We start from the raw sequence: 21,331 nt of genomic DNA, 5'->3' as shown, positions 1-21,331 counted from the left end.
TTTTTAAAGAAATATTGGCTAGTTTTTACAGTTAACTATTACATTCGTTCACAAGTCATATGTTGATGCCGAGCGTGATAAATCACGCTCAAATTAAGTGATAATTAACTATTCTGTATTTTTCATCATATGAAAACAAATTACAAATATTAAGCTTTAATTTGTAAAATATATTTTTGTAAACTTTCTAATTCAGATATTGTATCGTATGCATAGATCCGAATTTCATCATAATGTTCAGTTTCATTAATTTCTAGTTCGTGAGAATTTTCATTTGTTACTACTGTTTTGTTTAGCTCACCAGCTAAATAATATTCAATATGATATTCAACGGTTTCTGGTTTATCAATATTACCTTCATTATATGCAATGAGATTATCTTGTTGTATTTCTTTGTTTCGATGTAACCATGTTAATACTATTGTTTCTTGTTCTTTTAGTGTTATTGTCTCTGTAATAACACCATTTACCTGTAAATTAGCTGGAGGATATGGCCGTGCAGCTCTTGCGTCAAATTTTAGTGCTCGAATGGGGGCTTTATTTGCACTGAGTGTTTCAGCATTAGTTTGTGTTAATTGTTGAACATAAACAACTTCGCCTTTTAAATATTCCATACCATCCGTTTCGAATAAACTATCAAAAAACCAGATAAACGAATCTTTATTATGTGTTTGTGGTAATGTGTCTGCACATCCCCTTGCTATGATTAAGGTGCCATTTAACTCATCAAATGCATCAATTCGAACAATTTCATTATCAATAATAGCTGCACTACCAATTGAAACATCTGTCATATCTTTGTTAAAAATCACGTTTAATTGAGTATCTATTTTACTTAACTGACGTTTATTGATTAAGATTGCACTTGGCGTAAAGTCGCCTGTTCCTCTTATTGTAAAATCAGCACCTTTAGTTGTAGTTTGTAATAAATAGTTAATTGAGTGTGAATTTGGCTGGGCAGAAACTAGGAACATATAACCTGACTCGTTATTAACGTCATAATTTGATAACTGGCTCATTGCAAAATAGGGAGATTCAAATAACATATAATTTTTAACCGGTGTTGGTGTTATATCTTGGACTATCCCTGTCCCAGATTGATTACCACTATTATAAACGGTGTCAGCCAACCCAAAAACATCCTGAATTGCGGTAATTTCAATCATTCCATCTTCGTGTTCGTTAATAGAGCCAACCCTCATGACCATATCTTTGATATCTCTGTCTGGAAGTGATACCCGAAAACAATCAGCGGGAGTTAATATTTCACCGCGTCGATCAAACTGAATCGTTAGACGAATTAAACCCGCAATTCCAGATTCCAGTTCTCGCTGTGCAACACGTGCAGCCAGCTCAAATGTTGGTAGTGCTTTATATTCAATAGAGCTACTGATTAAACCAACAGCTTGAATTGCCCCTAAATTTTGTGCCCGAACTTCACTATCTTCATTTGTGACTGGATTATGCCATTTTACCGCAACTTCATTTGGCACGTTATCGGAAGCGCTACTATCATCGTCCTGTACAACTAAAATACCATTATCATAATTAAACAATGGTAAATCTTCTGTTTTGTAATTATCACGAATCAGTTTTAGTTTAATTTTTCCTGTTGTTAAATCAGCATATTGTACTGCGCCTATATGATCTAACACCTGCTGTACAAATGTATCTAACCCATCTTGTCGATTGTAACGAAAGCACAGACCGAATTTTTCATTATATAGAATATCAGCAGCAGTTTTAAATGAATCTAAATCAATATCCTCATATAGTTGCAATCCTCGTCCCCAATCATTGTCGGTTGCGCACTCTATCAAAATATGCGCAGGATTCATTGCGTGAATAGTTCTTAAATTGCTATTTATTCCATTATCTTTTTCATTTATTGTTGATTTATCATCATATAACATGATAATACATTTTTCTGGGTACCATACATTGTTATTTGACCAACCTTGTGTTGTCCGTCTGACTCTATATTTCCACGGTTTTGGACTTGCTGAATAAGCACTAATTAAACCGTCAAAGAACGTTGTAACCATGCCCCGAAAACCAGGCACAACGCCGCCCAGTAAATTTTTTACACGACTAGTTGGCTCCTGATCTGCATCACCCATTGCGATTTCAAATATGCCTTTAATTCCACCTTCACCACCAACATTAGTACCACCAAACAAATTCGGCTTATTAATATAAATTGATTTGCTAACAGTAACTTCATTTGCTCGACCTGCAAACACAGTTTTATCATCAGCGGTAATAGCAACTAACTCATTAATTGGTCCACGCCCAAGCCCAGACTGAATACTGAAAAAGTATTTATAACCAACTGTTATTTTTTTCTTTTTACTGCCCATACTTACCCCTTAAGCACACTAGCTTGCTTTGCAAGTTCAACAATACGAATAGCTAATGCATCACCTGTACTTAAAAACGTTGCGCTATCAATCCCACCATTTTGAATAAAATCGTTAAAACTCAGTCCATAGTGTTTAAACCAGGCTCTTAATCCCCACGCACAGCCTCCACCTCGGCGAATATCTGCCATAGTTATCCATATACTATTTTCTAATTGCTTCATAACGATAATTTCCATAAGCAAGCACAAACCAATCCGCAGTCCAACAGTCACCAAAAAACACACACTGCGGCGTTCCTTCTGTTGGCTGGGGATAATCAAAGTCATCAAACGTTGCAGCATTAACCTTATTATTATTATTTTTTTTGGCTAATGCTTGATTTAGAAAATAGGATGCAACCAGTACAACAACAAAACGCGCAATCGCCCACCACATAATTAACCTCCTAGAATAGTTTAGTAATGCTATACGGTGATTTGCCGGGCAGGTGTGGGCAACCACCATAATTCAAATGGTTATTAAATTTATTTTTACATGTATCAATCGTATTATCACAACCAGGATATACATTAATTATCAAACCTATACTCAAGCCATAACTCCCACCGTACAGACTTAAATTATTGTTGTTATGCATGCGAATACCTCGTCTTTCTGTTAGACCTTCAAACTCATATTCAATATAGCCTCCGCTAAAGTAACCATTATTAATACCCTGAGGCGCATTGAATGTAATTGATTTACCATCTAATGCAGTGATCTCTAATCCTGAAATGACATAATGACGAGCTTTAACATTACATCTACTATCATAAAGTGCATGGGGGCACTTTCTGCCCCAAGTCAGCCTCAATCCCTGACGACTAAATGTATTGACAATATTAGTTGTTATAATTTTGGATTCACCAATTTTTTCACGTTTTACTTCAGTGATATTACCTACCCATGCCACCCGTAACTCTTGTTGATTATCATGATAATGCATGCGATAAATTGTAATTTTTACCGATGTACTCGGTGGCACACCTCGATAAAAAGAAACAACTTTATTCGTAACGGGTAAGGTAATTTCAACATTATTATTACTGCTTGCTGATAATCCGTTATCACTAATTGCAATCGCTTCCCACAGTGCATTATTAACCATTATCGAGCGATCGGCATTTGTATAGCGGTAATAAAAATTCTGCCTTTTAAACTCATACAGTGTTAATGGTTGTCCATTTGCAACAGAATACTCAAACTCACTCCAACTCATATCTTACCTCCCTAAATGTAACGTTTACTCTCGCCGTGCCGTCAGCATCAGTTAAATGCTCCCATACAACTTTGTCATCATTTAAACGGCATAGACGCATTATGGATATTTTGATTACTTCCTGGCACATAAATGCAACTTTTTTATTGAGCAATAACCGAAGTCCACCTTTGTTATTGCTTTTTACGTTGACAATTTCACGATATAAAATGCGGTTACCACTCAGTAAAATTCTTAAGAACTGTCCGCCGAGATCAGTTTCAGTCATATTATTTTGTTCAATATCTAAAATTTCACTGGTTGCATCATCAACCAGTTTGCAATCATTACTAAACGATGGTACAAAAATTGGTTTTTGGCGACCACGTAGGGCATAAAACAAGGCACGCAGTTCAAGTTGTTTATTACGTCCATTAATTAAAAATTCATGAGATTGAGTACTAAAAACACGATTCGCGCTATCTGAGTAGTACACGATACCCGTTTGATTGTCGATTTCACGTCTCATTGATTCACATGAAACATGTACATCATCTGACCAATCTGGTTCTTGCTCCAACACATAAAAATTATTGTATATAGGTAGCTCAACATTAACGTTAATGTCATTTTTTTCAACAACTAAAAATCGTAACTCTGCGGTTGCTAATTCATCTGTTCGCCTGATAATTTTAGGTGGTTCAGTCAATTTTGCCGATTTAATAGGAAATACTTTTGCACCTTTTAAAACAGCTGTATATATCGGTTCAGATAGTGTAATACTTGAATTTTTAATTGATTCAATATTTCCAACAATTGTATTACTACCATCGATAACTGTTAAATTACCTCCTATATGATAATCTCGACCGATTGTTGATAAATAAATTGTCTTATCACCTGGTTTAATTTCTCTATCTAGTAATCCTATATCACTATAAATCGGCAATGAAAATGAGCTTAAATAGTTCTGAAATAGTATATTTTCAATTTGTCGACGTTCGTGTTTATGGATAAGCGTTTGAAACTCAAATGTCCGACGAGGTGTTAATCGCATTGCTACCCGTTGTTCTGCTCCTGTTTGTGATTGATGTACATTGGTTTTCCATTCTAATGTTTCTGTAATACCATGCGACCAATTTGGAGAAAGAGGAAGTGGTAGCGAACGATTACCGTTAACCACTAATGTAACAGTTTCAGCGTTTAAAAAATGAAACGAAATTGTACAGTTAATGCTATCCGTGCCGTAGCTATCAATATCAATTGATAATATTTTTAGGCTTAATCGGCTAAATAAAAGTGGTAACGTAACATTACTGACAGTGACCCCTTGTTTATCACTATAGGTAATACTAGTCAGAATTTTACTGCTGAAATAACCGTTGAAAATTGATACTTCTATAGTGCGCTGATTACTGACATAGCCAACATTAATAGTAGATGGGTTAATATAAAGCTTGTTATAAATAAAATTTAAAAATGATTGTGTAATATAACCTTTTTGCACATTGAGTAACTGCAAAGGTATACCATGTATAACAACCCCCGTTTCATCTTCAACAACAGATGAGAGCTTAGCCATACCTTGATATAATTGTAAATCAAAGCTACGTTGACCACGAATTTTTTTCAAATCATTAATAACGTATCCTGTATCTTTGTTACTCATTACTCAATTACTCTATAAAAGTAGCCAAGGTCATAACTATTATCTTCATCTTGAACATTGGATGTGACAGTTTGAAACATTGTTGCCGCACAGCAATAATATTTTTCACCATTAATCTCACGAATAGTACCAGGAACAACGCTATCAATTCTGGCAACATAAAAATCAGGAACTACACCGATGCGTTGATATTGTTCACTAGCCAAATGCAGATAAATCGATTGTGGCACCAGCGTTATCAAATTATTAAATTGAGATAAACTTGCCTCAACAAGCAACATATCAGGATGGGGTTTCATATCACGCTGAATCGTTGCATCACCAATGCCTATTGCACCTATGCCTTCATAACCTGACTCATTTACTCCAAAAAAATAGTCTTTTTTGTTAACTCTGACAACGTTAGCAAATGAACGATACTCTCGGCTTCCGATAAACAAGTACATATCACTGGTGAATGGATATGATGCGTTACTTGTATCATTGGTGTTTGTTGAATGTGTTCCGTACGCGTAATGACCATCATTGTAAATTCCATCTTTTTTTAGCGTTCCGAACCCAAAATGTCGAAAACGGCGAGAATCAACACGTACAACAACATGAATATATTGCGTTGTTGCTAAAAATGTATATGATGCAAATGGCTCATGATGAAAATTGGTACCAGCCCCCCAATAATAACTATAGAAATTTGCTTTACCATTAACAGAGCTTGAACCAGCTTGGTTATCCCAGGATAAATTTGCGTTAAACTGATTGTTGATAACAATGTACAACGTGGGGAGTGAATTTGATGATCCAACTCTTAGGCTCCAAAAGCAATTTTCATTATGTAAATAGAGTTCTTTTGCTTTAGTATCAATTTTATCAACAACCCACCCATCAACTGATTGTGCAAACTTTGCTAGTTTTGATAATAAATCTACGACTGATGAGGCGTTACCCGTTTGATATGCCATGTTTAGCTCCAATTTCTATACTTTTTCAATTGCAAAAAAATCAATATTCGTTACACGAAAACCATTTTGAAAAATAATAAATTCACGTCCATCATCGGTTTTAATCGTATCCTCCGCCGCTCGACTCAATCCAGGTATCCAGTAAACACCGTCTAACGCTCCCCAGAATTGTGTGGCACCTTTTGTCACGTCAACAATGGATACAGGATAAAGTGGTGAGTAGCTATCGGGTGATGCTGTTAATATGTCGATTATTTTTTTATAGGTAAAACCAGTAATTCCACGCGGATAAAGTAAATTTATTTGGCTACCTTTTGAACCGTAAAACTGTTGCCAAGATTGTGATGGTGTAAATAGGTAAAAATGATTGATACGAGGGTCGATAATTGACGTAAAATAATCTGTTGTAACGGAATATCGTTGTAGTTCATCATTACAGCTACCTGCAATCACTAGTGGATAAGGGTACTCATTTGGCAATGCGTTTGGTAGCATAAAACCGCAATAACAACTTGAATAAACAGTTGTCATTTTCGTTATCACAATAAATCGACGATTATTGGCAAAAAACCAATAATGTAATGGATTATTATCAGCAAATAGCCCGACTTGTGTACGATTTAACATACCATTAAATACATTTTCAGGCTGATTGACTAATTCGACATTAAAATAGGTTCCACCACAAAAATAAAGATTATAAATATCATTTGAAATACTGTTAGCTGTTTTACACGCAACATAAATATTATTGCCAGTAGTCGCACCCGGCGCACTCCATGCATATGATTTTCGTTTTGCTATAGTTGCTGTAGCCGCAGTTTCACCGTTGTAAATTTCTGTCCAGTTATCACCTGTTTTAACTAATTCACTATCAGTTGTTAAAAATAGATTTAATTTATCCAGTAAATCGATTTCGTTATCTGCAATTCCACTTTGATAAGCCATAGATTAAATCCCCAAATCTTGTTTAATTGTTTGTTTATTTGCTCGAATAAATGTTTTAAATGCTCTGCCACCCGTTACGCTATTGATGCCACGACTGACCATATCACCCGCATCAATGACTAGTTCCTGCTGAATAACGGGACTCAATACAGTTGGTGAGCTTTTGCGTTGTTGGTTATCATCAAGTAATGGCGCTTTTGGGATATTGACATTACTAACAAGTCCACCGGTTGCATAACGATGTAATCGACCCGTGTTGATAGCGTGAAAATAGTCAAGGCCATATTTTTTGACCGATTCTGCTTTCACAACAAATTCACCGTTTGATAAGCGGGCTGGAATTGAATCTGATGTACTTGTACCGGGTCCACTGATATAACCACCAGTCGCTGCCGCAACAGTTGCTGCACCCGCTAATCCCGACATAGCGGAACTACCCGCACTAGCTGATGTAATTGCTGTGTATAAGGTCGCTGCACCACTTGAAAATGCGGCTGCCATTGCGCCGGTTAATCCTGCGGTGCCTGTTGTCATTGCGGTAGTTAATGAGGTACTAAGTTCAATCGAACCAACATTTGTGGCAGTGGTGATTGCTGTACCCATCAATTCTGCTGAAGTGATAGCACTGGTATTTTCAACTGCTGTATCGGTTATTGAGCTAAAAAGTGATTTACCCAAGTTACTAAGTTGATCCATGGCAATATCAGCAAGACCTTTACTTGCTACTTGAGCCATTGCTGATACAATACTCTGTGCAAGGTTTAATAATGCATCTTTTAATTCAAACGTACCTTTTGCTAATGAATCAAGACTACCTTGGATACCGCTTTGTAACCCGTTTTTAAATGCATTGGTTAATGCATCGGTAGTTTTATTTAGTTCTACAATTTGTAGCTGAAGTGTAGCAAGTGCTTTTTGTGCATTTTCTCCAACTTGACCAGGAAGCGCTGTTATAGCTTGCAAAATAGGTAAATATTTAGCAAGTTCTTGCGCTGTTTGCTTGTGCAAATCAACTAACTGGCTTTGTGCTTCAATTTGTGTTATTAAACCAGCAGTTACTTGTGCTTGTATACTTTGTTCTTTAATTGACTGTTGTGATTGTGCTTGCTGAACTTTTGCTAAAATTTCGGCAAGATTTGCTTCAGCTTTTTTTAGTGGTAACAACTGGTCAATTAGGTCAATACCTTCGATATTTTTATTAGCTTTAAGTTGAGTTATTACGGCTTGATACCATCTATCAATCTCTGCCTTTTTAAGTCGGGTAGGGTCAAACAATAGCGAATTGAGTTGATTTTGTAATTCGTCATTAAGTTTTTTATTTTCGTGTGCTGTAATTGCATTATTTGCCGCATTAGCTCGATTACGTTGCTCTACCGTTAATTTTTGAGAATCAATCAACGCCTGACGAGTTGCGTATGTTTTTTGTGCCTGCTTATCTGCTTGTGATTCCAGCGATTTTATAAATTGCTCTGTTTCACGTGCAGCAGATTTTGCCGCTTGGGCTGATTCTTGTATTGCTTTTTTCTTTGCTTCGTGCGCATCTATCAATTGAGCATTAGCGATAATTTCTTTTTTGAGCTCTGGGCTGGCATTTTTATACTGACCTTTTTCTATTTCATAAAGTGCTTTAGCAACTGCAGTGCTTTTTTCCTGTAATGCGACCTTATTTTTTAATTGTTCGTTATACTGCCTGAGCGATTTATCTGTTATTTCTTTGACATCTTTATCATACTGGCCACCGGAAAATGACTGGCCATCAGCTGATGTAACCCCTTGCGCTTCTAGATCTTTACGCCCTGTTTTATCTGCCCATAATGCCTGGTAGTTTTTATTTAGCTGTTCGATAGCTTGAGATTGACGTTCTGCATCAGTTGTATTTTTTTTATGAAGTTCATCCAGCTGCCTTTGGGCTAAAATAGCTTTTTCGGCATTAACTGATTGTTCACGTTCTTTATCCGCTTCCTTTTTCAGCTTATCTCGTTCGGCATATTTTTGTTGTAACAATTTATCATCATTTTCATTGTACTGAATAGAATCGGCTCCAGGTACAATATAAAAACCTCTTTTCTTGGCTTGTTCAATTTTTTTAATTTCTTCATCTAATGTTGCTAAGCCAAGACTGAACTTTAATTCCGTTGTTATAGAATTGCCGAGATCGCTAATACCATTTTTAAAATTTACCCACGCTTTTTCTAACCAATTTAATTGGTTTTTCATTTCTTCAGCACGTGCTTTGAGTACATCTGCATATTTACCAGTCGCAACAGCAATCGCCTCTTCCGTATCACCCTGAGCTTCCAGTGCAGCAATACGTTTATATGTGGCTAGATCCATCCAATGATATTGTTTATTTGTTTCAAATGCCCATTCAGTAACTGATTTTTGAATATTGTTAAAACTGGATATCGCTTCTTTACTGCTTTGTCCTGTTAGTGCTGACATATATGCAGCAGCCGTACCTATATTTTCGATTGACTTGGCTGACAATTGGCCCTGTTGAGTTAACTGTGCGATGTTTTCTCTGGTTTCGGAATAATTGTGGCCAATGCTACCAATTTTTTGAGACATGGCTTCTAGGTTTGATGCTGTTGTACCAGCATAATTTCCTGTTGAAATAATCGATTTTTTAAAAGCTTCTTGCTCAGCTGAAATGCGATACAAAACCTTTGCAATTCCGTATGCTGCTGCAATAAACCCGACAACAGACAATGTTGCTGCACTGAACAATGGTGGCAACTTACCAGTCATGCTAGCTATCGAAAATATCGACTTACCAATCCCGTTGAAATTACCCGCAGCTAATTGTTTTGACATCATAAATAAACTACGTTGTGCAGCTTTTGAATTTAAATTTAATTTTTTGGTGCCATCGTTTAGAGATTCAACGGTTGATAATGCTACTCGTTGATTGTTGATTTTTCCCAGATAATCATTAAACGTTTCGTCATCTATTACTCCTGCTTTTTTGGATTTTCTTAATTTACTTTCTAATTCATCTAATCTGCTTAAACCTTTAGTTGCCGGGTCAATACTCGCCAGCAGAGAGTCCAATCCTTGTCGTAATTTTTCAACTTCTTTCTGATGTTCCTTAGCCGCTTTTGCAGCCGCTTCTTGCGCCCGTTCTTCAGCTTTTTCTTGTTCAATTAATTTAATAATGGCTTGCTGGCCGCGATTCATCTCATCGGTTTGTTTTTCATAAACTCTATTTAATTCATTACTGGTATCGGTTTTACCTAACTGCTCTAATCCCTGACGTAGTTTCCCAACTTCTTTTTGATGTTCTTTGGCGGCTTTGGTGGCTGATTCTTGTGTTTTTGCTTCTGTTTGCTCAACTTTTACTAAATCAGAAATGGTCTGTTGTTCGAGGTTTATTGCTTCCACGACTTCTTGAATATTTTTTTTGGCACGATTCACATCAGCCGTAAATTTCATTGATATATTCATGTCGTTATTATTAGCCATTTCACTCTCCACGTAACTCTTTTACAAACTTCGTAATTTGTTTACCGCCATTGAAACCGATGCAAACATCCTCTATCCTGTTTGCTCTCTCTCTATTTTGCAGCTTAATTATTTCATCGTAATACAGCAGTAGTTGTCGTTGTGTGTAATTTGGTAACTGCTGTGCACCATGTCCATTTTTAATTAATAGCGTAAAAACTTCGCTCCATGTTACTGGTTTACCTGTTTTGTGGCGTTTTGCCGAATGATTTTGCGTGTTACCGCGTTCATAAAAAAACCAGAATTAACGACCCACCACCAGTCTAATAGTTGTAATCCATCCTCATACGACAGCGCTTCAATCCACGTAATTGGTTTTTGAATTGATGTGCTGATTAATGAATAAACAAGTTTTAGATTATTAATAATAATTAAGTCTGCTTGCTCAATTGATAGTGTGTTTGTGCTATTCATTTCTGCAACAATTAATGCAACAAACTGGTCAATTTCATTACCGATTGTTAGAGCATCTTTAAATGAATATTCTCGGACTGTAATTGTTTCACCAGCTAGTGTAATTTCCCGATTTGGCATTAAAACTTCCAAATTATTGAATTCTTCTTTTGTTGTTGTCACTTTTTCTGCCATTTTATTTACCTGCAATTAAAGCGGTGAAATATCACCGCAATGAATAATTAATCATTAGTTTATTATTTTGCTTTTTGAATATATGAACCAAAATAACCGAGAGAACTGGATTTTGTTTGACTCATATCAGCCAGAACAGTCGCAGTTAACGGTAGTTCACCATAACCTTCGTTATGTAGTAATGAAAAATTTGAGATTGGATTAAATTTGACGCGGAATAATTCAACAATAACGTGTTCATCATCGCGATCTGTATTAATGCCATCTAACATAAACCAGCGTTCTGGTGGTTGACGAGTGAAAATGCCTAGGTTTTCAGTCTGAGCATAGGAATAATCAACTGTTGCAGTTAATGCTGGTGTAGTTAATAGTTTGATTAACCCCGCATGCGCTGATTCAATTTCATAATCGGTACCCAAAATTAAAGTCGAACCATCAACAGCTTTTAATTCAACATCTGACACAAATGGATGCGCTAATTTGATGCGGTCGTCAACAACTAATCCATCTGGCAATTTTTCATCAGTTGCTATACCAGAATTAACTGTAATTACTTCACCATAGAGCGCGAGAGCAATATTTTCAATTGACCAATCTTTTAATGTGAGGTTCAGAGTGCCACTTTTGCCCAGTGTTAATTCACCAACTTGCAAGCGTTGACCCGTATATGATTCATTTTGTGTTACTGTTTCAACACTCAGTTCCATCTCGCATGAATCAGCAGTTCCAACATGTCGAAACGCATTAGGGCGAACAGGTGAACTTGCAGTATTTCGGGTAGCAAGATTAATTGTACCTTGCAAACTCATTAATAAATCTGACATATATTTCTCCTAAAATTATTTATCTATCGGCTACCAATAAAATGTTGGGTTTGGTATGAATCAATCCACACTAACACACCATTTTGGAAGCCTAATGTCTGCCCACCAACCCAGCTAATAGGGCGTACTCCATCAATAAACTGAACTGTTTTACCAATTAACAAATCACGCACAGCACCTATAACCGGATTTGCTAACTGTTTTACAGTTTGAATATTCGTAGCCCGACTTGAAACATCACGAGCAACAATTACTACGCCAAAATTGACAGTCACTGATTGCCGTGTGCTAACTGGCTTATCATTCGGTGTTTCTTTACCTAACAATACATAAGCAGCCGGAGTTGGCGCCGAAGTTAAATCGGTCAATTTACTGTATTCAGCACTAGTACCAACAAAAACTAAGGTTTTATCAGACATTAAACCTTTTAGTTTTTCTGCAATGACTGATACATCAAATGGTGCGCTACTCATCGCCCAAAATCCCTAAGTGTATCCATATCAAAAATACGAGTCGGACCTGTTTGTCTTGGCACCCCGCCAGCTGGTGGTAATTTGTCATCAATACCCAGTGAATACTTGCCTTCTGCCACCAATTTTAAAAATGCCAAAACTTGCTTATAGTCACGTACAATTGGATCGCTTTTTTCATCAGAAACACGATTGCGATGCAATTTGTAACGAACAATAATGCGTGCCCAATCTGTCAATAATCGAGGCACAACAGTTAATGGCAGCTTATGCCCACGCTGACGCAAAAAACCATTGATTTCAGCTTCCGAATCGTTGATTGACTCAGTAATGCGCGAAATCGTTGCATGAGCCGCAGCCACATCATCCGTCGACCAGGAAGACGTATCTTGTTCATGAATAATTGTACTAAGTAAATCACTCGAAACAGGGATTTCACCATCTTGAGCAACTGTTTGCGACAGTTCAATAAGACCCGGGCGCTCAGCGAGGTTAAGCAATGTAATATATGGAACATTCATCTTATCTCCCTCAAACCAACAATAATTTATTGTTGGTTTTAGTTCACATTATTAGCCATTTACCGGAATAACATTTTCAAACAGATAGCCCGCATCTTTAGCTACAACTAACTCTTTGACTGACTCACCAACTCGAACACGTTGACCGCCACGTAAACCGATATCAGGATCAACAATCGAACCCGAAACACGATCTTTAAATTGAGCTGTATAACCGAACGTCACACCACCTTTAGTATTTGCTAATTTATTGCGAACGGTGAAACTAGCTTTATTGCCCCATGCACGTAATAGGGTTGGTGATTTACCAGGTTTAGCACTATTTAGGAATGCATCACCAATATAAATCGCTTCTAACTCTAATAAGTCAGCTAAAAATCCGAGAGGAACTAAACCACTTTCACCGGCATTTCCATGATATGCTGAAACAATCTTTGGATGACGACGTAATATTGTGGCAACTCGACGCCCTAATGTGCCAATATTTGGACGCTGAACCATTGCATCAAATGCATCCGTTATTAATGCTACTGGGTCACTATCAGGATTATTCCATTGCTGTGCAGAAGTTAATGTTTGTTTATTGCTGTAATTTGCACCATTAAATAGCAAATTTGCAGCTCGAACCTCACGATCTAACAAAATTAAATCAGTCGTGGCTTCAACGGCATGACCAAGTGGGTTATAGCCTGTAATAGCTGTATCAATATCATCTTGAGGGACAGGGCTATCGAGTCCCCAATCTTCAACTGAGCTTTCTTTTTCTTTGGCACTAAACTCAACTTGATTTGGTTGTGACGTCCGACCAACTTTGGTATTAGGCAAAGTAAATCGCTCTGAAAAATCAAATTCAAGCCATTTAAATGATGTGCTAGAAACGGGTACACGAGGTAATACTTCATCAGCTATTAACTTGTTATTTCGGTATGCAATCGCTATTGCAGTTAGCTGTGGTTCAACGGGAAAAGGGCGTTGCATGGTATATTCTCCTAAAACTTGTTTTTTTAATGTTCTTAGTTCGTTAGTTAAATAAAATGGTTTATGCTTGTTTACTCGGAGCAATCCATACAGAGCCTAATTCATCGGTATCGCCAACTTCCTCAGCGTAGCCAATAATAAAATCACCCGCCGCCGCCTTTTTCGCTCTGCCATCTGCTGCCGCAGTAATTGGATCACCTAAAGCAATTGCTTCGCTATAAAAAACTTGTGCCAATCCGCTACGTACAACATCAAACACGTCACCGTTAGCACCACCAACAATTGTTGATACACCAATTAGTAATGCGGTACCGTCAGTTGCTTGTTTTGCTAGCCCGTCTTCACTACCATGACACACAATTACACGAGGTTTAACTTCGCCTTCAGCTGTTTTTGCTACTATTAATCCTGGAATATTCATATTTTCTGAACCTTTGTTTATCTTGTTTGATTAAATTGAGTTATTGATAATTGATAAAGCAATCTATTGTTTTTTCTCTTTAGTTACATGCGCTACAGCTTGACTGATCGAAATAGCATTACCTTTGTCTGCTTGCTCTTTTTGATATGCAGCAGCAGCTTCGGCGATCGCTTTTGGATCTTGGGTATCAATTTCGCCTTCGTCATTAGCCGCAGATTTTTCTGAAAAGTTCATAAACGCCGGGCGTTCTGAAAGAACTTTTTTGATTAAATCGGCGGATGAAGCATTAACAGTTGTATCACCTTCAGCAAATGAGATTGGCTCATTACCAAGTGACATAAGCACTTCAACAACTGAGGTTTTATGTGTTGGTAGTAACTTACCTGCGATTATTAGTTCATCTGCAAATGATATGAATTCATCACGTTTTTGCTTCTGTTCTTTTTTAAATAATACTTGCTCTCGTGCTGCTAAATCTGCATTTTTAGCATCAATTGCAGCCTGTTGTTCGGCAAAGCTTGCGTCTAAATTAGGTTGTGGCATTTCTTTCTCCTTTTGTTTTCGGTCAGATATTGCACGCAATGATTCAATGCGCCATTGCGGTAAAAATAGGTCAGCACTAGCAATACCGATTTCCTCAATCAATAAGTCACGTAAATTTGATAAAATTGAAATCAGATTTTCGTCAAATTCTTCATCGGCCATAGAGAACTCAGCAGCACCTAGCTCACCCTTAGACTCCGCAAAACTGGCGTCAGGCAAGCCTTTAATAGCAGGAGCTGCTGCACCTAGAAAACCAATATGACGAGCATAATAATGACCTGGTTTTGGGTTGCCTGGTGAATCAGGTAGGTAAATTGAAAGTGAGCGTTTTTTATAGCTGCCCGCATTATATGCTTCAGCAAATTCTGGATTAATCTGATCTAACTTGGCATATACCAAACCGTCTTTTACTTCGAATGATTTAGCCCAAGCATAAGCTGGTGCGGTTAGTTTTGGATGACCAATAACAGCGGGTGCTTCAGATAAACTTGGATCATAGCTCTCTGCTAAATCAACACAGTTCTCTAAAGTGAACGTGATTCTTCGACCATCAACAGCTGTGTGCGTGCCGGGTTTAAAAACGGGAATAAGTGCCATAAAAAATGCTCCAATAAATTGATATAGAGCATCATGATCTATTTTGAGAAAAGGGTAATCTGAACGCGGGCAGATAATTTTTTAATGATTTGGAAAGTGGATTGGCAAAACAATAAAAGAAATATACGTTAAAAACTTATTATAAAGCATTTACAACACGATTAAAGCGATTCGTAAATAAACTGATTAGTCTTTTTTAGTAAAGTGGCTTAAAACGCGTTAAATTGCGTTTTATGTGAAACCAAGATGTTCACGAACGACATCAACTAACAGCAATTTATCTTGTGCGCTAACACCAAGCCATGGACGTGCTGGAATTACAACTTGTTTTACTGGACGTCCTCCAACATTCAACGCTTTTGCAGTAACTGGCTTAATTGTGCCACCATATTGATGAATTGCGCCATAAACTAAGTTGGTACCAAATAACAGTGTATTACCCTCAATCTGCCATCGCAGTGTACTGCGTAACGTACCGTCCAGTGTCAATATTTTATCCTTCTGTTTTGGTTTAGATTCTTGATACCATGGTGAAAGAGATTGCCAAGGCACGCCGTCTGGTGATTCTTGCGCATTAAAGCGTGCTTCATGAATATCAAGCAATATTTCACCTATATGACTAAATAATCCGTGCATATCATCAAGGTTTGATTCTATTTTAATCAAGGCATCCAATGCATCTTGTATATTAAACTCAATATTTACGCCAGTCATTTTAGGACCTCCAATCCCACAAGCTGCCTACCCAATCGCAGACACGTTAGGTTTTATTGTCGCTTAAACACTCTAATACCAACTCGCAATTGCTCTAGGTAATCAGGATTATCCGGTGCAAATGTTGTAACTCCGAGCCAACCGTCATCACCAACCTCAAATATTGCCAGCATCGGTTTATCTTCACCATCAATCCTGACGCGTGAGATATAACGCCGACGAACTACCGATTTTTGCAGATGATCAAAGTATTCCATTCTCGTCCAAATCTCATCCGGTAGTTTTAACGAATCAGCTAGTAACAATAAAAATTGTTCATGACCGCGCTTAGTCACTTTTAGTTCACCTGTTTTACTGACAGTAAAAAGCTGTTTGCCGATTACTAGTGCTTCACCCGCTACATCTCTAAAAATAGCTGGGTTGGTTAACGTTGCACCAAATTGATTTAAGAAAATAGTGGCATAATCTTCTTCAGTTAAACCTTTTTCTAATAACCTATTTTTACTAACTTCACGTATGGAAGGCCATTCATCAACAGCTTTAACAGATGGCACGCCAAGTTTTAATGTTGGGTCACTATCAAGAGGGTTAGGTACGAATGTATCAAGCCTTGTCTGTCCTGGAATATGTTCAAAACTTGGATCAATCCCTTCAGGTACTCTAACAATTCTGGGATCATCGCTATTTTCTCCGATAACTCTATCAACCCAGTTTATTGTTGGGGCAGTATCGGGGCCATCCTTACCCATCCTTTTTAAATCACCTTTAGTTCGTCCACGAACGCGACATTGGCAACCATACCCGTTTGGCGGAAAGTGGCTATCCCACCACGGATCATTAAAATTTAATACTAAATGGTTCCAAGACTCATGAAGCTCACGAGGATGCTCAACATAATCACTATGCAAATATTCAAGATAAGGAAACTTAGCATCACGCAATTGCTGATAACGCCCAGCTTGATAAGATGAATTTAGATTGGTTTCATAGATGACACGGGAACGCCAATTGAAACTGCCGTTATAGCTCCAACCGTGTTTTTCGACTATTTCGGCAAAATCCTTTCTAAATTCTTCAAGTGTCGTGCCTTGGCTAATTGCTTTATCAATTGCTGCACGGAAATCATTTAGTAATGCATTACGATTAGCTCCTGCCACAACAAACGCGTAATCGTGTTCGTCGTTATAGATATCAGCATAGCTGTTTGTAGGCACATTCGCTTTACGACGAAAAAATTCAATTTGTTCTTTAAATGGCAAAGAGCCATATGCCACATTAGCCATTATTGCTATCCTCAATTAATTCTTTTCGTCCTGCTAAATTAGCAGCGGTTAATGCTTGCGCCATGACCTCAGCATAATCATCAAGTTGTATATCTGGAATTAACTCAAATAATTTATCACGTAATTCTTCTAACGATTTAACATTATCAACAAGTTCTTTGATTTGATTAATCCATTGGTTGGTAGCTGGTTGTATTTCCGAATTTAAACGATTTGCTTGCAATGCAGGTGCAAAGGCATTTGATTGCTGTTCGGAAAAATCAACGTTTTTTGAAAATTGTGCATTAATCAGCTCTTCTGGTTGTTTTTTTTCCCATTCACCACCATAGGTATCCTGCACATGAGCCAATGTTGGGCGGTAGCCTGTCGATTCAATAATGTTCTTATCCCGTTCGGATAGCGATTTCAGATCTTCAGGCTCATCAAAAATGCGTGAAACTTGAGGAACAGCAGCATCGGGAAAATTCATTTGTGTGAACCATGTTCCTGGTCCGCGGTTCCACGATTCACACATAACATCAGAATCTGATTTTGCTATTGATGCAAGCACAGCTGCCTGTAATGATTCATCTCCGCCGATTGAACTAGATGCACCACCTGAGGAAGTAATTTGTCCAACGGTTACACGCCTAATTGCTTCGTTCATTGAGTCGTAAAACGCTTTGTAATCGCCTGCGCCTGAGCGTGCTATTTGTAGCAATTCAAGCGTCATGCCATCTGGCATGATGATGCCTGAATCGGTCTGAATTGCACGAGTGAGTGACAGTAAGTCCCGTTTTTGTTCAGGTGTTGCACCTGTACTATATTTGCCCACTGCCGTTGGCATACCAAATTTTTCCAGAAAAATTAGCCAGAACTTAATATCATTGCGTTTAAAAAAGCTTGGCCAGTAAAGCCAATGAGCCAAGCCTAGGCCATACGGTTCATCATCATGATCGGCACCAGTTGCATAATGCCAAAAGTACGGTGCATCACAAGCAACACCTTCATGCATATTATTGGGCGTTAATAAGCGCAGTTCACCCATTGGAGTAAACCGAAAACGACGGCGATCACGAACTTTGATATCATCAATCCAATATAGATTATCTTTGATGCCATAAATTAACTCCGCCACAGCATAACCGTAAAAAACACCGTAGTGCATTAGTTTAGTCACTCGGTCAAACCCAACCGATTTTAATAACTCGCTCATTGCATCAGCTGCTTCAATATCAATCGGTTTATCGCCTCCGGGTTCCACTTTCCACTCACGAGATATAACAGCATCTTGACGCTGAGTAAATGCCGATTTCACTTCATCATCATTTAAAACTTCTTTGTAAATATCTAAACGACCGCCACCACGATTTTTTAGAACACTGTCATCAGATTGAGCCAATGGACCCACAAATGGGCGCGTAATGTCATTACCATCACCTGTTCCGGCTAATTCTCGGCCAGTTTCAATCTTTGTTTTTTTTCCACTTTTAAACCAATTCAACATTAAATAAATCCTCCAAAATCATTCCCACCACGAACGGTACCAAAGCCGGTATTAGTGAATTGTCCGAATGATGAATCATTCACATAGCCATATAGCTGATGATAAATATCTCGCTCACCAGTTGATTGTCCCTCAATTTGTGCCGTTTTATTTAAAGTGGCATACCAGGCTAAACAACCAGCGATTGCAGAGTCACCATGGCGGACAAGATCTGGATCTTTTAAATCTTTTCTTTCTAGTTTTGGTACCATAGGAATACCGTCAACAGAACGTACTGCCCGCAGATCTTGTTCAATATTTAAATCCCGTGGAATATCAATTACACCATCCTCAAATGCGCTGATAAATTTTTGCATCCATAGGCCATACCATTGACGGTTTAGATTAATTTCCGCAATAAATGGCCGCCCAAATTTATCTGCAGTATATTCTGCTAAGACCATCCCCGGTCCGGTAGCATCAATAGCTCCTCCCATCAAATGTGGTAGCTTACTGATAATGTAAAACAAAATTTGCTGTTGTTGTGCTGAGGGTACATTGTTTAACTCAATGCAAAAAGGAACTTTTCGCGTCAAATTTTGTTCTATCTCCATTGGCCATATAACTGAAAAATGGCGGTGACGGGCAAAGTCCATGCCAAAGACATGTTCATTCTGATTATTTAATGTAGCAATTAATGGATCTAAGTCCTGAAAAATCCAATTATCACACCATGCGATGCGATCTAACTCATCTTTAGCTGCAAAGTCATCACCACAAATTAGGCGCACAACAGGTCTTTCTTCTCGCATCGCTCTATCAATCCAAACACCCGGAATACATACGCCGGCGCCATCACGAGGTATTGCGTCAAGCTCCTCTCGCATAGCTGCTTTGTTTGGTCCATATGAATTACGGATAGTTGTATACCACTTCTTTTTACCTTCAGCGGTTGGGGTTTCGTTTTTCATATAACAAACACGCTCATATAAACCATTTGTTACAGCATCATCAAACGTAACTAGATATGTTTTTGCTGTATCACCATATAACCCATTTTCAATATCAATACAAAATTGGTTAAATGGATTGGATTTACCATTGTGCGACGAAATAACAATAATTCTGCCACCCCAAATTAATAGCGCTGTTGCAGCATCCAGCACACCTTGCACATCTTGATGAAATGCAGCTTCATCGATAATAACTAACCCTTGCAAACCGCGGATATTTGCAGGGCGAGAAGATAATGCTGTTATCTGAAAACCAGAGGAATAACGAACACGATAAGCAGTAATATTGCGAGTGTTACCATATTCATCCTGATCTTCAAATAAAAACTCTTCAATATTGGAAACTAGTGATGATTGCTGTTCAGCTATTACTTTTGAGAACTTTGAGCAATAGCCAATAAACTCAAGGCCTTTCTCTTTTGTATCACCGATATAGAAAACATTCATTCCACCAGCTGATTTACGAGCAGCGGCTGTCAAAACAGCTTCAAAACCAAATGAGAAAGTAATACCAGTTCGTCGGCCTTTAGGTATTGCTAGAATTGAAGCTTTAATTTTCAAACAATCAATTTGATGTTGCATTAAAACGCCATTAGCTAGTGGATTAAATCCATCCGGAATATCCCTTGCCCTTGGCGGTAACTCATCCCATTCAACCTCTCTAACTGTTGTCGCCAATTTTTTCATTATTTAATTCCCAGTACTTTTTCTTTCCAGAATAAGATTGACTGCTCATCAAGCCCTTGAGCTTTTGCGACACTGTTTAAATTAGATTCTTGTTCACGCAATAGTTTTTCACGTGCCGCTTTTTCAATTTCCTGCCGTTCTTTAAAACTAAGTTGTCTAGCTTGCATAGCTTCCTTAGCGGCTTTAGCTAAAAAACTAATTTCTTTAATAGTGATATCTTCTGATTCATGCGCTTTAAATGCCGCTCGTGTAGCTAGCGTTGTAACCGCCTGAGCAAGTAGTGCTCCTGATTTATCATCAACACTGTCACCAAGCTCATCAACCAGAATACGTGATGCTGTTTCAATTTCACGTAAACTATTAGTCATTTCATTAAAGCCTTTTTGATAGCGGTGAAGACTGGAACGGCTGGGTGTGTCAGTACTTGGAAACTTTTGTTGCAGTTCTGTAATCATTTCATCCAGTGTTAACTGATCAGCTCGTAATAGTTTTTCAATGTATGAACGAACTTCAGGTTCTAATTTGTGGATCGTTGATTTACGTCCCATAA

The 21,331-nt window shown here is 37.9% G+C and carries 20 protein-coding genes; all 20 read right to left on the bottom strand.

Annotation, left to right across the window (positions count from 1 at the left end; translation table 11 throughout):
* Positions 1-149: 149 nt before the first annotated feature.
* Positions 150-2,360 (bottom strand): phage tail protein, encoded by a 2,211-nt coding sequence (locus H3T96_RS08885; protein WP_144092279.1) that lies wholly within the window; start codon positions 2,358-2,360, stop codon positions 150-152.
* Positions 2,361-2,362: 2 nt separating this feature from the next.
* Complete coding sequence (locus H3T96_RS08880) at positions 2,363-2,584, bottom strand: hypothetical protein (protein ID WP_198248635.1); 222 nt, start codon at positions 2,582-2,584, stop codon at positions 2,363-2,365.
* Positions 2,565-2,798, bottom strand: a complete 234-nt coding sequence (locus H3T96_RS08875; protein ID WP_144092277.1) for a hypothetical protein — start codon at positions 2,796-2,798, stop codon at positions 2,565-2,567. The genes H3T96_RS08880 and H3T96_RS08875 overlap by 20 nt, the downstream gene beginning before the upstream one ends.
* Positions 2,799-2,808: 10 nt before the next feature.
* Positions 2,809-3,621 carry a phage BR0599 family protein gene (locus tag H3T96_RS08870; protein ID WP_144092275.1) on the bottom strand — a complete coding sequence of 271 codons (813 nt, stop codon included), beginning with the start codon at positions 3,619-3,621 and terminating at the stop codon, positions 2,809-2,811.
* On the bottom strand, positions 3,608-5,269 hold the full coding sequence (locus H3T96_RS08865; protein ID WP_144092273.1) for a hypothetical protein: 1,662 nt from the start codon (positions 5,267-5,269) through the stop codon (positions 3,608-3,610). Before H3T96_RS08865 ends, H3T96_RS08870 begins: the two co-directional genes overlap by 14 nt.
* Positions 5,269-6,228, bottom strand: coding sequence for a hypothetical protein (locus H3T96_RS08860; protein WP_144092271.1), 960 nt, complete (start codon positions 6,226-6,228; stop codon positions 5,269-5,271). The genes H3T96_RS08865 and H3T96_RS08860 overlap by 1 nt, the downstream gene beginning before the upstream one ends.
* A 15-nt stretch (positions 6,229-6,243) precedes the next feature.
* On the bottom strand, positions 6,244-7,176 hold the full coding sequence (locus H3T96_RS08855; RefSeq protein ID WP_144092269.1) for a hypothetical protein: 933 nt from the start codon (positions 7,174-7,176) through the stop codon (positions 6,244-6,246).
* A gap of 3 nt (positions 7,177-7,179) precedes the next feature.
* Entirely contained in the window at positions 7,180-10,638 is a 3,459-nt protein-coding gene (locus H3T96_RS08850; protein ID WP_144092267.1) for a phage tail length tape measure family protein, read from the bottom strand.
* Positions 10,639-10,848: 210 nt separating this feature from the next.
* Positions 10,849-11,265, bottom strand: coding sequence for a DUF6631 family protein (locus H3T96_RS08845; protein WP_144092265.1), 417 nt, complete (start codon positions 11,263-11,265; stop codon positions 10,849-10,851).
* A 62-nt stretch (positions 11,266-11,327) separates the two neighbouring features.
* Positions 11,328-12,089 carry a hypothetical protein gene (locus H3T96_RS08840; protein ID WP_144092263.1) on the bottom strand — a complete coding sequence of 254 codons (762 nt, stop codon included), beginning with the start codon at positions 12,087-12,089 and terminating at the stop codon, positions 11,328-11,330.
* 23 nt (positions 12,090-12,112) lie between these two features.
* The gene (locus H3T96_RS08835; protein ID WP_144092261.1) at positions 12,113-12,562 is read right to left on the bottom strand and encodes a hypothetical protein; all 450 of its coding nucleotides are present in this window, start codon (positions 12,560-12,562) and stop codon (positions 12,113-12,115) included.
* Entirely contained in the window at positions 12,559-13,059 is a 501-nt protein-coding gene (locus H3T96_RS08830; RefSeq protein ID WP_198248634.1) for a gp436 family protein, read from the bottom strand. The genes H3T96_RS08835 and H3T96_RS08830 overlap by 4 nt, the downstream gene beginning before the upstream one ends.
* A 72-nt stretch (positions 13,060-13,131) precedes the next feature.
* Positions 13,132-14,058: a phage capsid protein gene (locus H3T96_RS08825; RefSeq protein WP_144092257.1), complete on the bottom strand. Its 927-nt coding sequence runs from the start codon at positions 14,056-14,058 to the stop codon at positions 13,132-13,134.
* A 61-nt stretch (positions 14,059-14,119) separates the two neighbouring features.
* Entirely contained in the window at positions 14,120-14,479 is a 360-nt protein-coding gene (locus H3T96_RS08820) for a DUF2190 domain-containing protein (protein ID WP_144092254.1), read from the bottom strand.
* A gap of 63 nt (positions 14,480-14,542) precedes the next feature.
* Positions 14,543-15,619 (bottom strand): peptidase, encoded by a 1,077-nt coding sequence (locus tag H3T96_RS08815; RefSeq protein ID WP_144092252.1) that lies wholly within the window; start codon positions 15,617-15,619, stop codon positions 14,543-14,545.
* A gap of 231 nt (positions 15,620-15,850) precedes the next feature.
* Positions 15,851-16,333, bottom strand: a complete 483-nt coding sequence (locus H3T96_RS08810; RefSeq protein WP_144092250.1) for a phage virion morphogenesis protein — start codon at positions 16,331-16,333, stop codon at positions 15,851-15,853.
* A 53-nt stretch (positions 16,334-16,386) separates the two neighbouring features.
* Complete coding sequence (locus H3T96_RS08805) at positions 16,387-17,616, bottom strand: PBECR2 nuclease fold domain-containing protein (RefSeq protein ID WP_144092248.1); 1,230 nt, start codon at positions 17,614-17,616, stop codon at positions 16,387-16,389.
* Positions 17,609-19,102, bottom strand: a complete 1,494-nt coding sequence (locus H3T96_RS08800) for a DUF935 domain-containing protein (RefSeq protein ID WP_144092246.1) — start codon at positions 19,100-19,102, stop codon at positions 17,609-17,611. Before H3T96_RS08800 ends, H3T96_RS08805 begins: the two co-directional genes overlap by 8 nt.
* On the bottom strand, positions 19,102-20,781 hold the full coding sequence (locus H3T96_RS08795; protein WP_144092244.1) for a hypothetical protein: 1,680 nt from the start codon (positions 20,779-20,781) through the stop codon (positions 19,102-19,104). The genes H3T96_RS08800 and H3T96_RS08795 overlap by 1 nt, the downstream gene beginning before the upstream one ends.
* Positions 20,781-21,329, bottom strand: a complete 549-nt coding sequence (locus tag H3T96_RS08790) for a phage protein Gp27 family protein (protein WP_144092242.1) — start codon at positions 21,327-21,329, stop codon at positions 20,781-20,783. Before H3T96_RS08790 ends, H3T96_RS08795 begins: the two co-directional genes overlap by 1 nt.
* Positions 21,330-21,331 lie beyond the last annotated feature (2 nt).

The organism is Gilliamella sp. W8136 (assembly GCF_016101285.1).
GTDB classification, from domain to species: Bacteria; Pseudomonadota; Gammaproteobacteria; order Enterobacterales; family Orbaceae; genus Gilliamella; species Gilliamella apicola_N.
This window is presented reverse-complemented; position numbering and strand designations above follow the sequence as displayed.

Excerpts from the sequence above, each read along its gene's own strand:
- H3T96_RS08795 (WP_144092244.1), bottom strand. The coding sequence starts at position 20,781 with ATGAAAAAATTGGCGACAACAGTTAGAGAGGTTGAATGGGATGAGTTA.
- H3T96_RS08860 (WP_144092271.1), bottom strand. The coding sequence starts at position 6,228 with ATGGCATATCAAACGGGTAACGCCTCATCAGTCGTAGATTTATTATCA.
- H3T96_RS08855 (WP_144092269.1), bottom strand. The coding sequence starts at position 7,176 with ATGGCTTATCAAAGTGGAATTGCAGATAACGAAATCGATTTACTGGAT.
- H3T96_RS08810 (WP_144092250.1), bottom strand. The coding sequence starts at position 16,333 with ATGACTGGCGTAAATATTGAGTTTAATATACAAGATGCATTGGATGCC.
- H3T96_RS08880 (WP_198248635.1), bottom strand. The coding sequence starts at position 2,584 with ATGAAGCAATTAGAAAATAGTATATGGATAACTATGGCAGATATTCGC.
- H3T96_RS08805 (WP_144092248.1), bottom strand. The coding sequence starts at position 17,616 with ATGGCTAATGTGGCATATGGCTCTTTGCCATTTAAAGAACAAATTGAA.
- H3T96_RS08865 (WP_144092273.1), bottom strand. The coding sequence starts at position 5,269 with ATGAGTAACAAAGATACAGGATACGTTATTAATGATTTGAAAAAAATT.
- H3T96_RS08845 (WP_144092265.1), bottom strand. The coding sequence starts at position 11,265 with ATGGCAGAAAAAGTGACAACAACAAAAGAAGAATTCAATAATTTGGAA.
- H3T96_RS08820 (WP_144092254.1), bottom strand. The coding sequence starts at position 14,479 with ATGAATATTCCAGGATTAATAGTAGCAAAAACAGCTGAAGGCGAAGTT.
- H3T96_RS08875 (WP_144092277.1), bottom strand. The coding sequence starts at position 2,798 with ATGTGGTGGGCGATTGCGCGTTTTGTTGTTGTACTGGTTGCATCCTAT.
- H3T96_RS08790 (WP_144092242.1), bottom strand. The coding sequence starts at position 21,329 with ATGGGACGTAAATCAACGATCCACAAATTAGAACCTGAAGTTCGTTCA.
- H3T96_RS08800 (WP_144092246.1), bottom strand. The coding sequence starts at position 19,102 with ATGTTGAATTGGTTTAAAAGTGGAAAAAAAACAAAGATTGAAACTGGC.
- H3T96_RS08815 (WP_144092252.1), bottom strand. The coding sequence starts at position 15,619 with ATGGCACTTATTCCCGTTTTTAAACCCGGCACGCACACAGCTGTTGAT.
- H3T96_RS08840 (WP_144092263.1), bottom strand. The coding sequence starts at position 12,089 with ATGTCAGATTTATTAATGAGTTTGCAAGGTACAATTAATCTTGCTACC.
- H3T96_RS08825 (WP_144092257.1), bottom strand. The coding sequence starts at position 14,058 with ATGCAACGCCCTTTTCCCGTTGAACCACAGCTAACTGCAATAGCGATT.
- H3T96_RS08870 (WP_144092275.1), bottom strand. The coding sequence starts at position 3,621 with ATGAGTTGGAGTGAGTTTGAGTATTCTGTTGCAAATGGACAACCATTA.
- H3T96_RS08835 (WP_144092261.1), bottom strand. The coding sequence starts at position 12,562 with ATGAGTAGCGCACCATTTGATGTATCAGTCATTGCAGAAAAACTAAAA.
- H3T96_RS08850 (WP_144092267.1), bottom strand. The coding sequence starts at position 10,638 with ATGGCTAATAATAACGACATGAATATATCAATGAAATTTACGGCTGAT.
- H3T96_RS08885 (WP_144092279.1), bottom strand. The coding sequence starts at position 2,360 with ATGGGCAGTAAAAAGAAAAAAATAACAGTTGGTTATAAATACTTTTTC.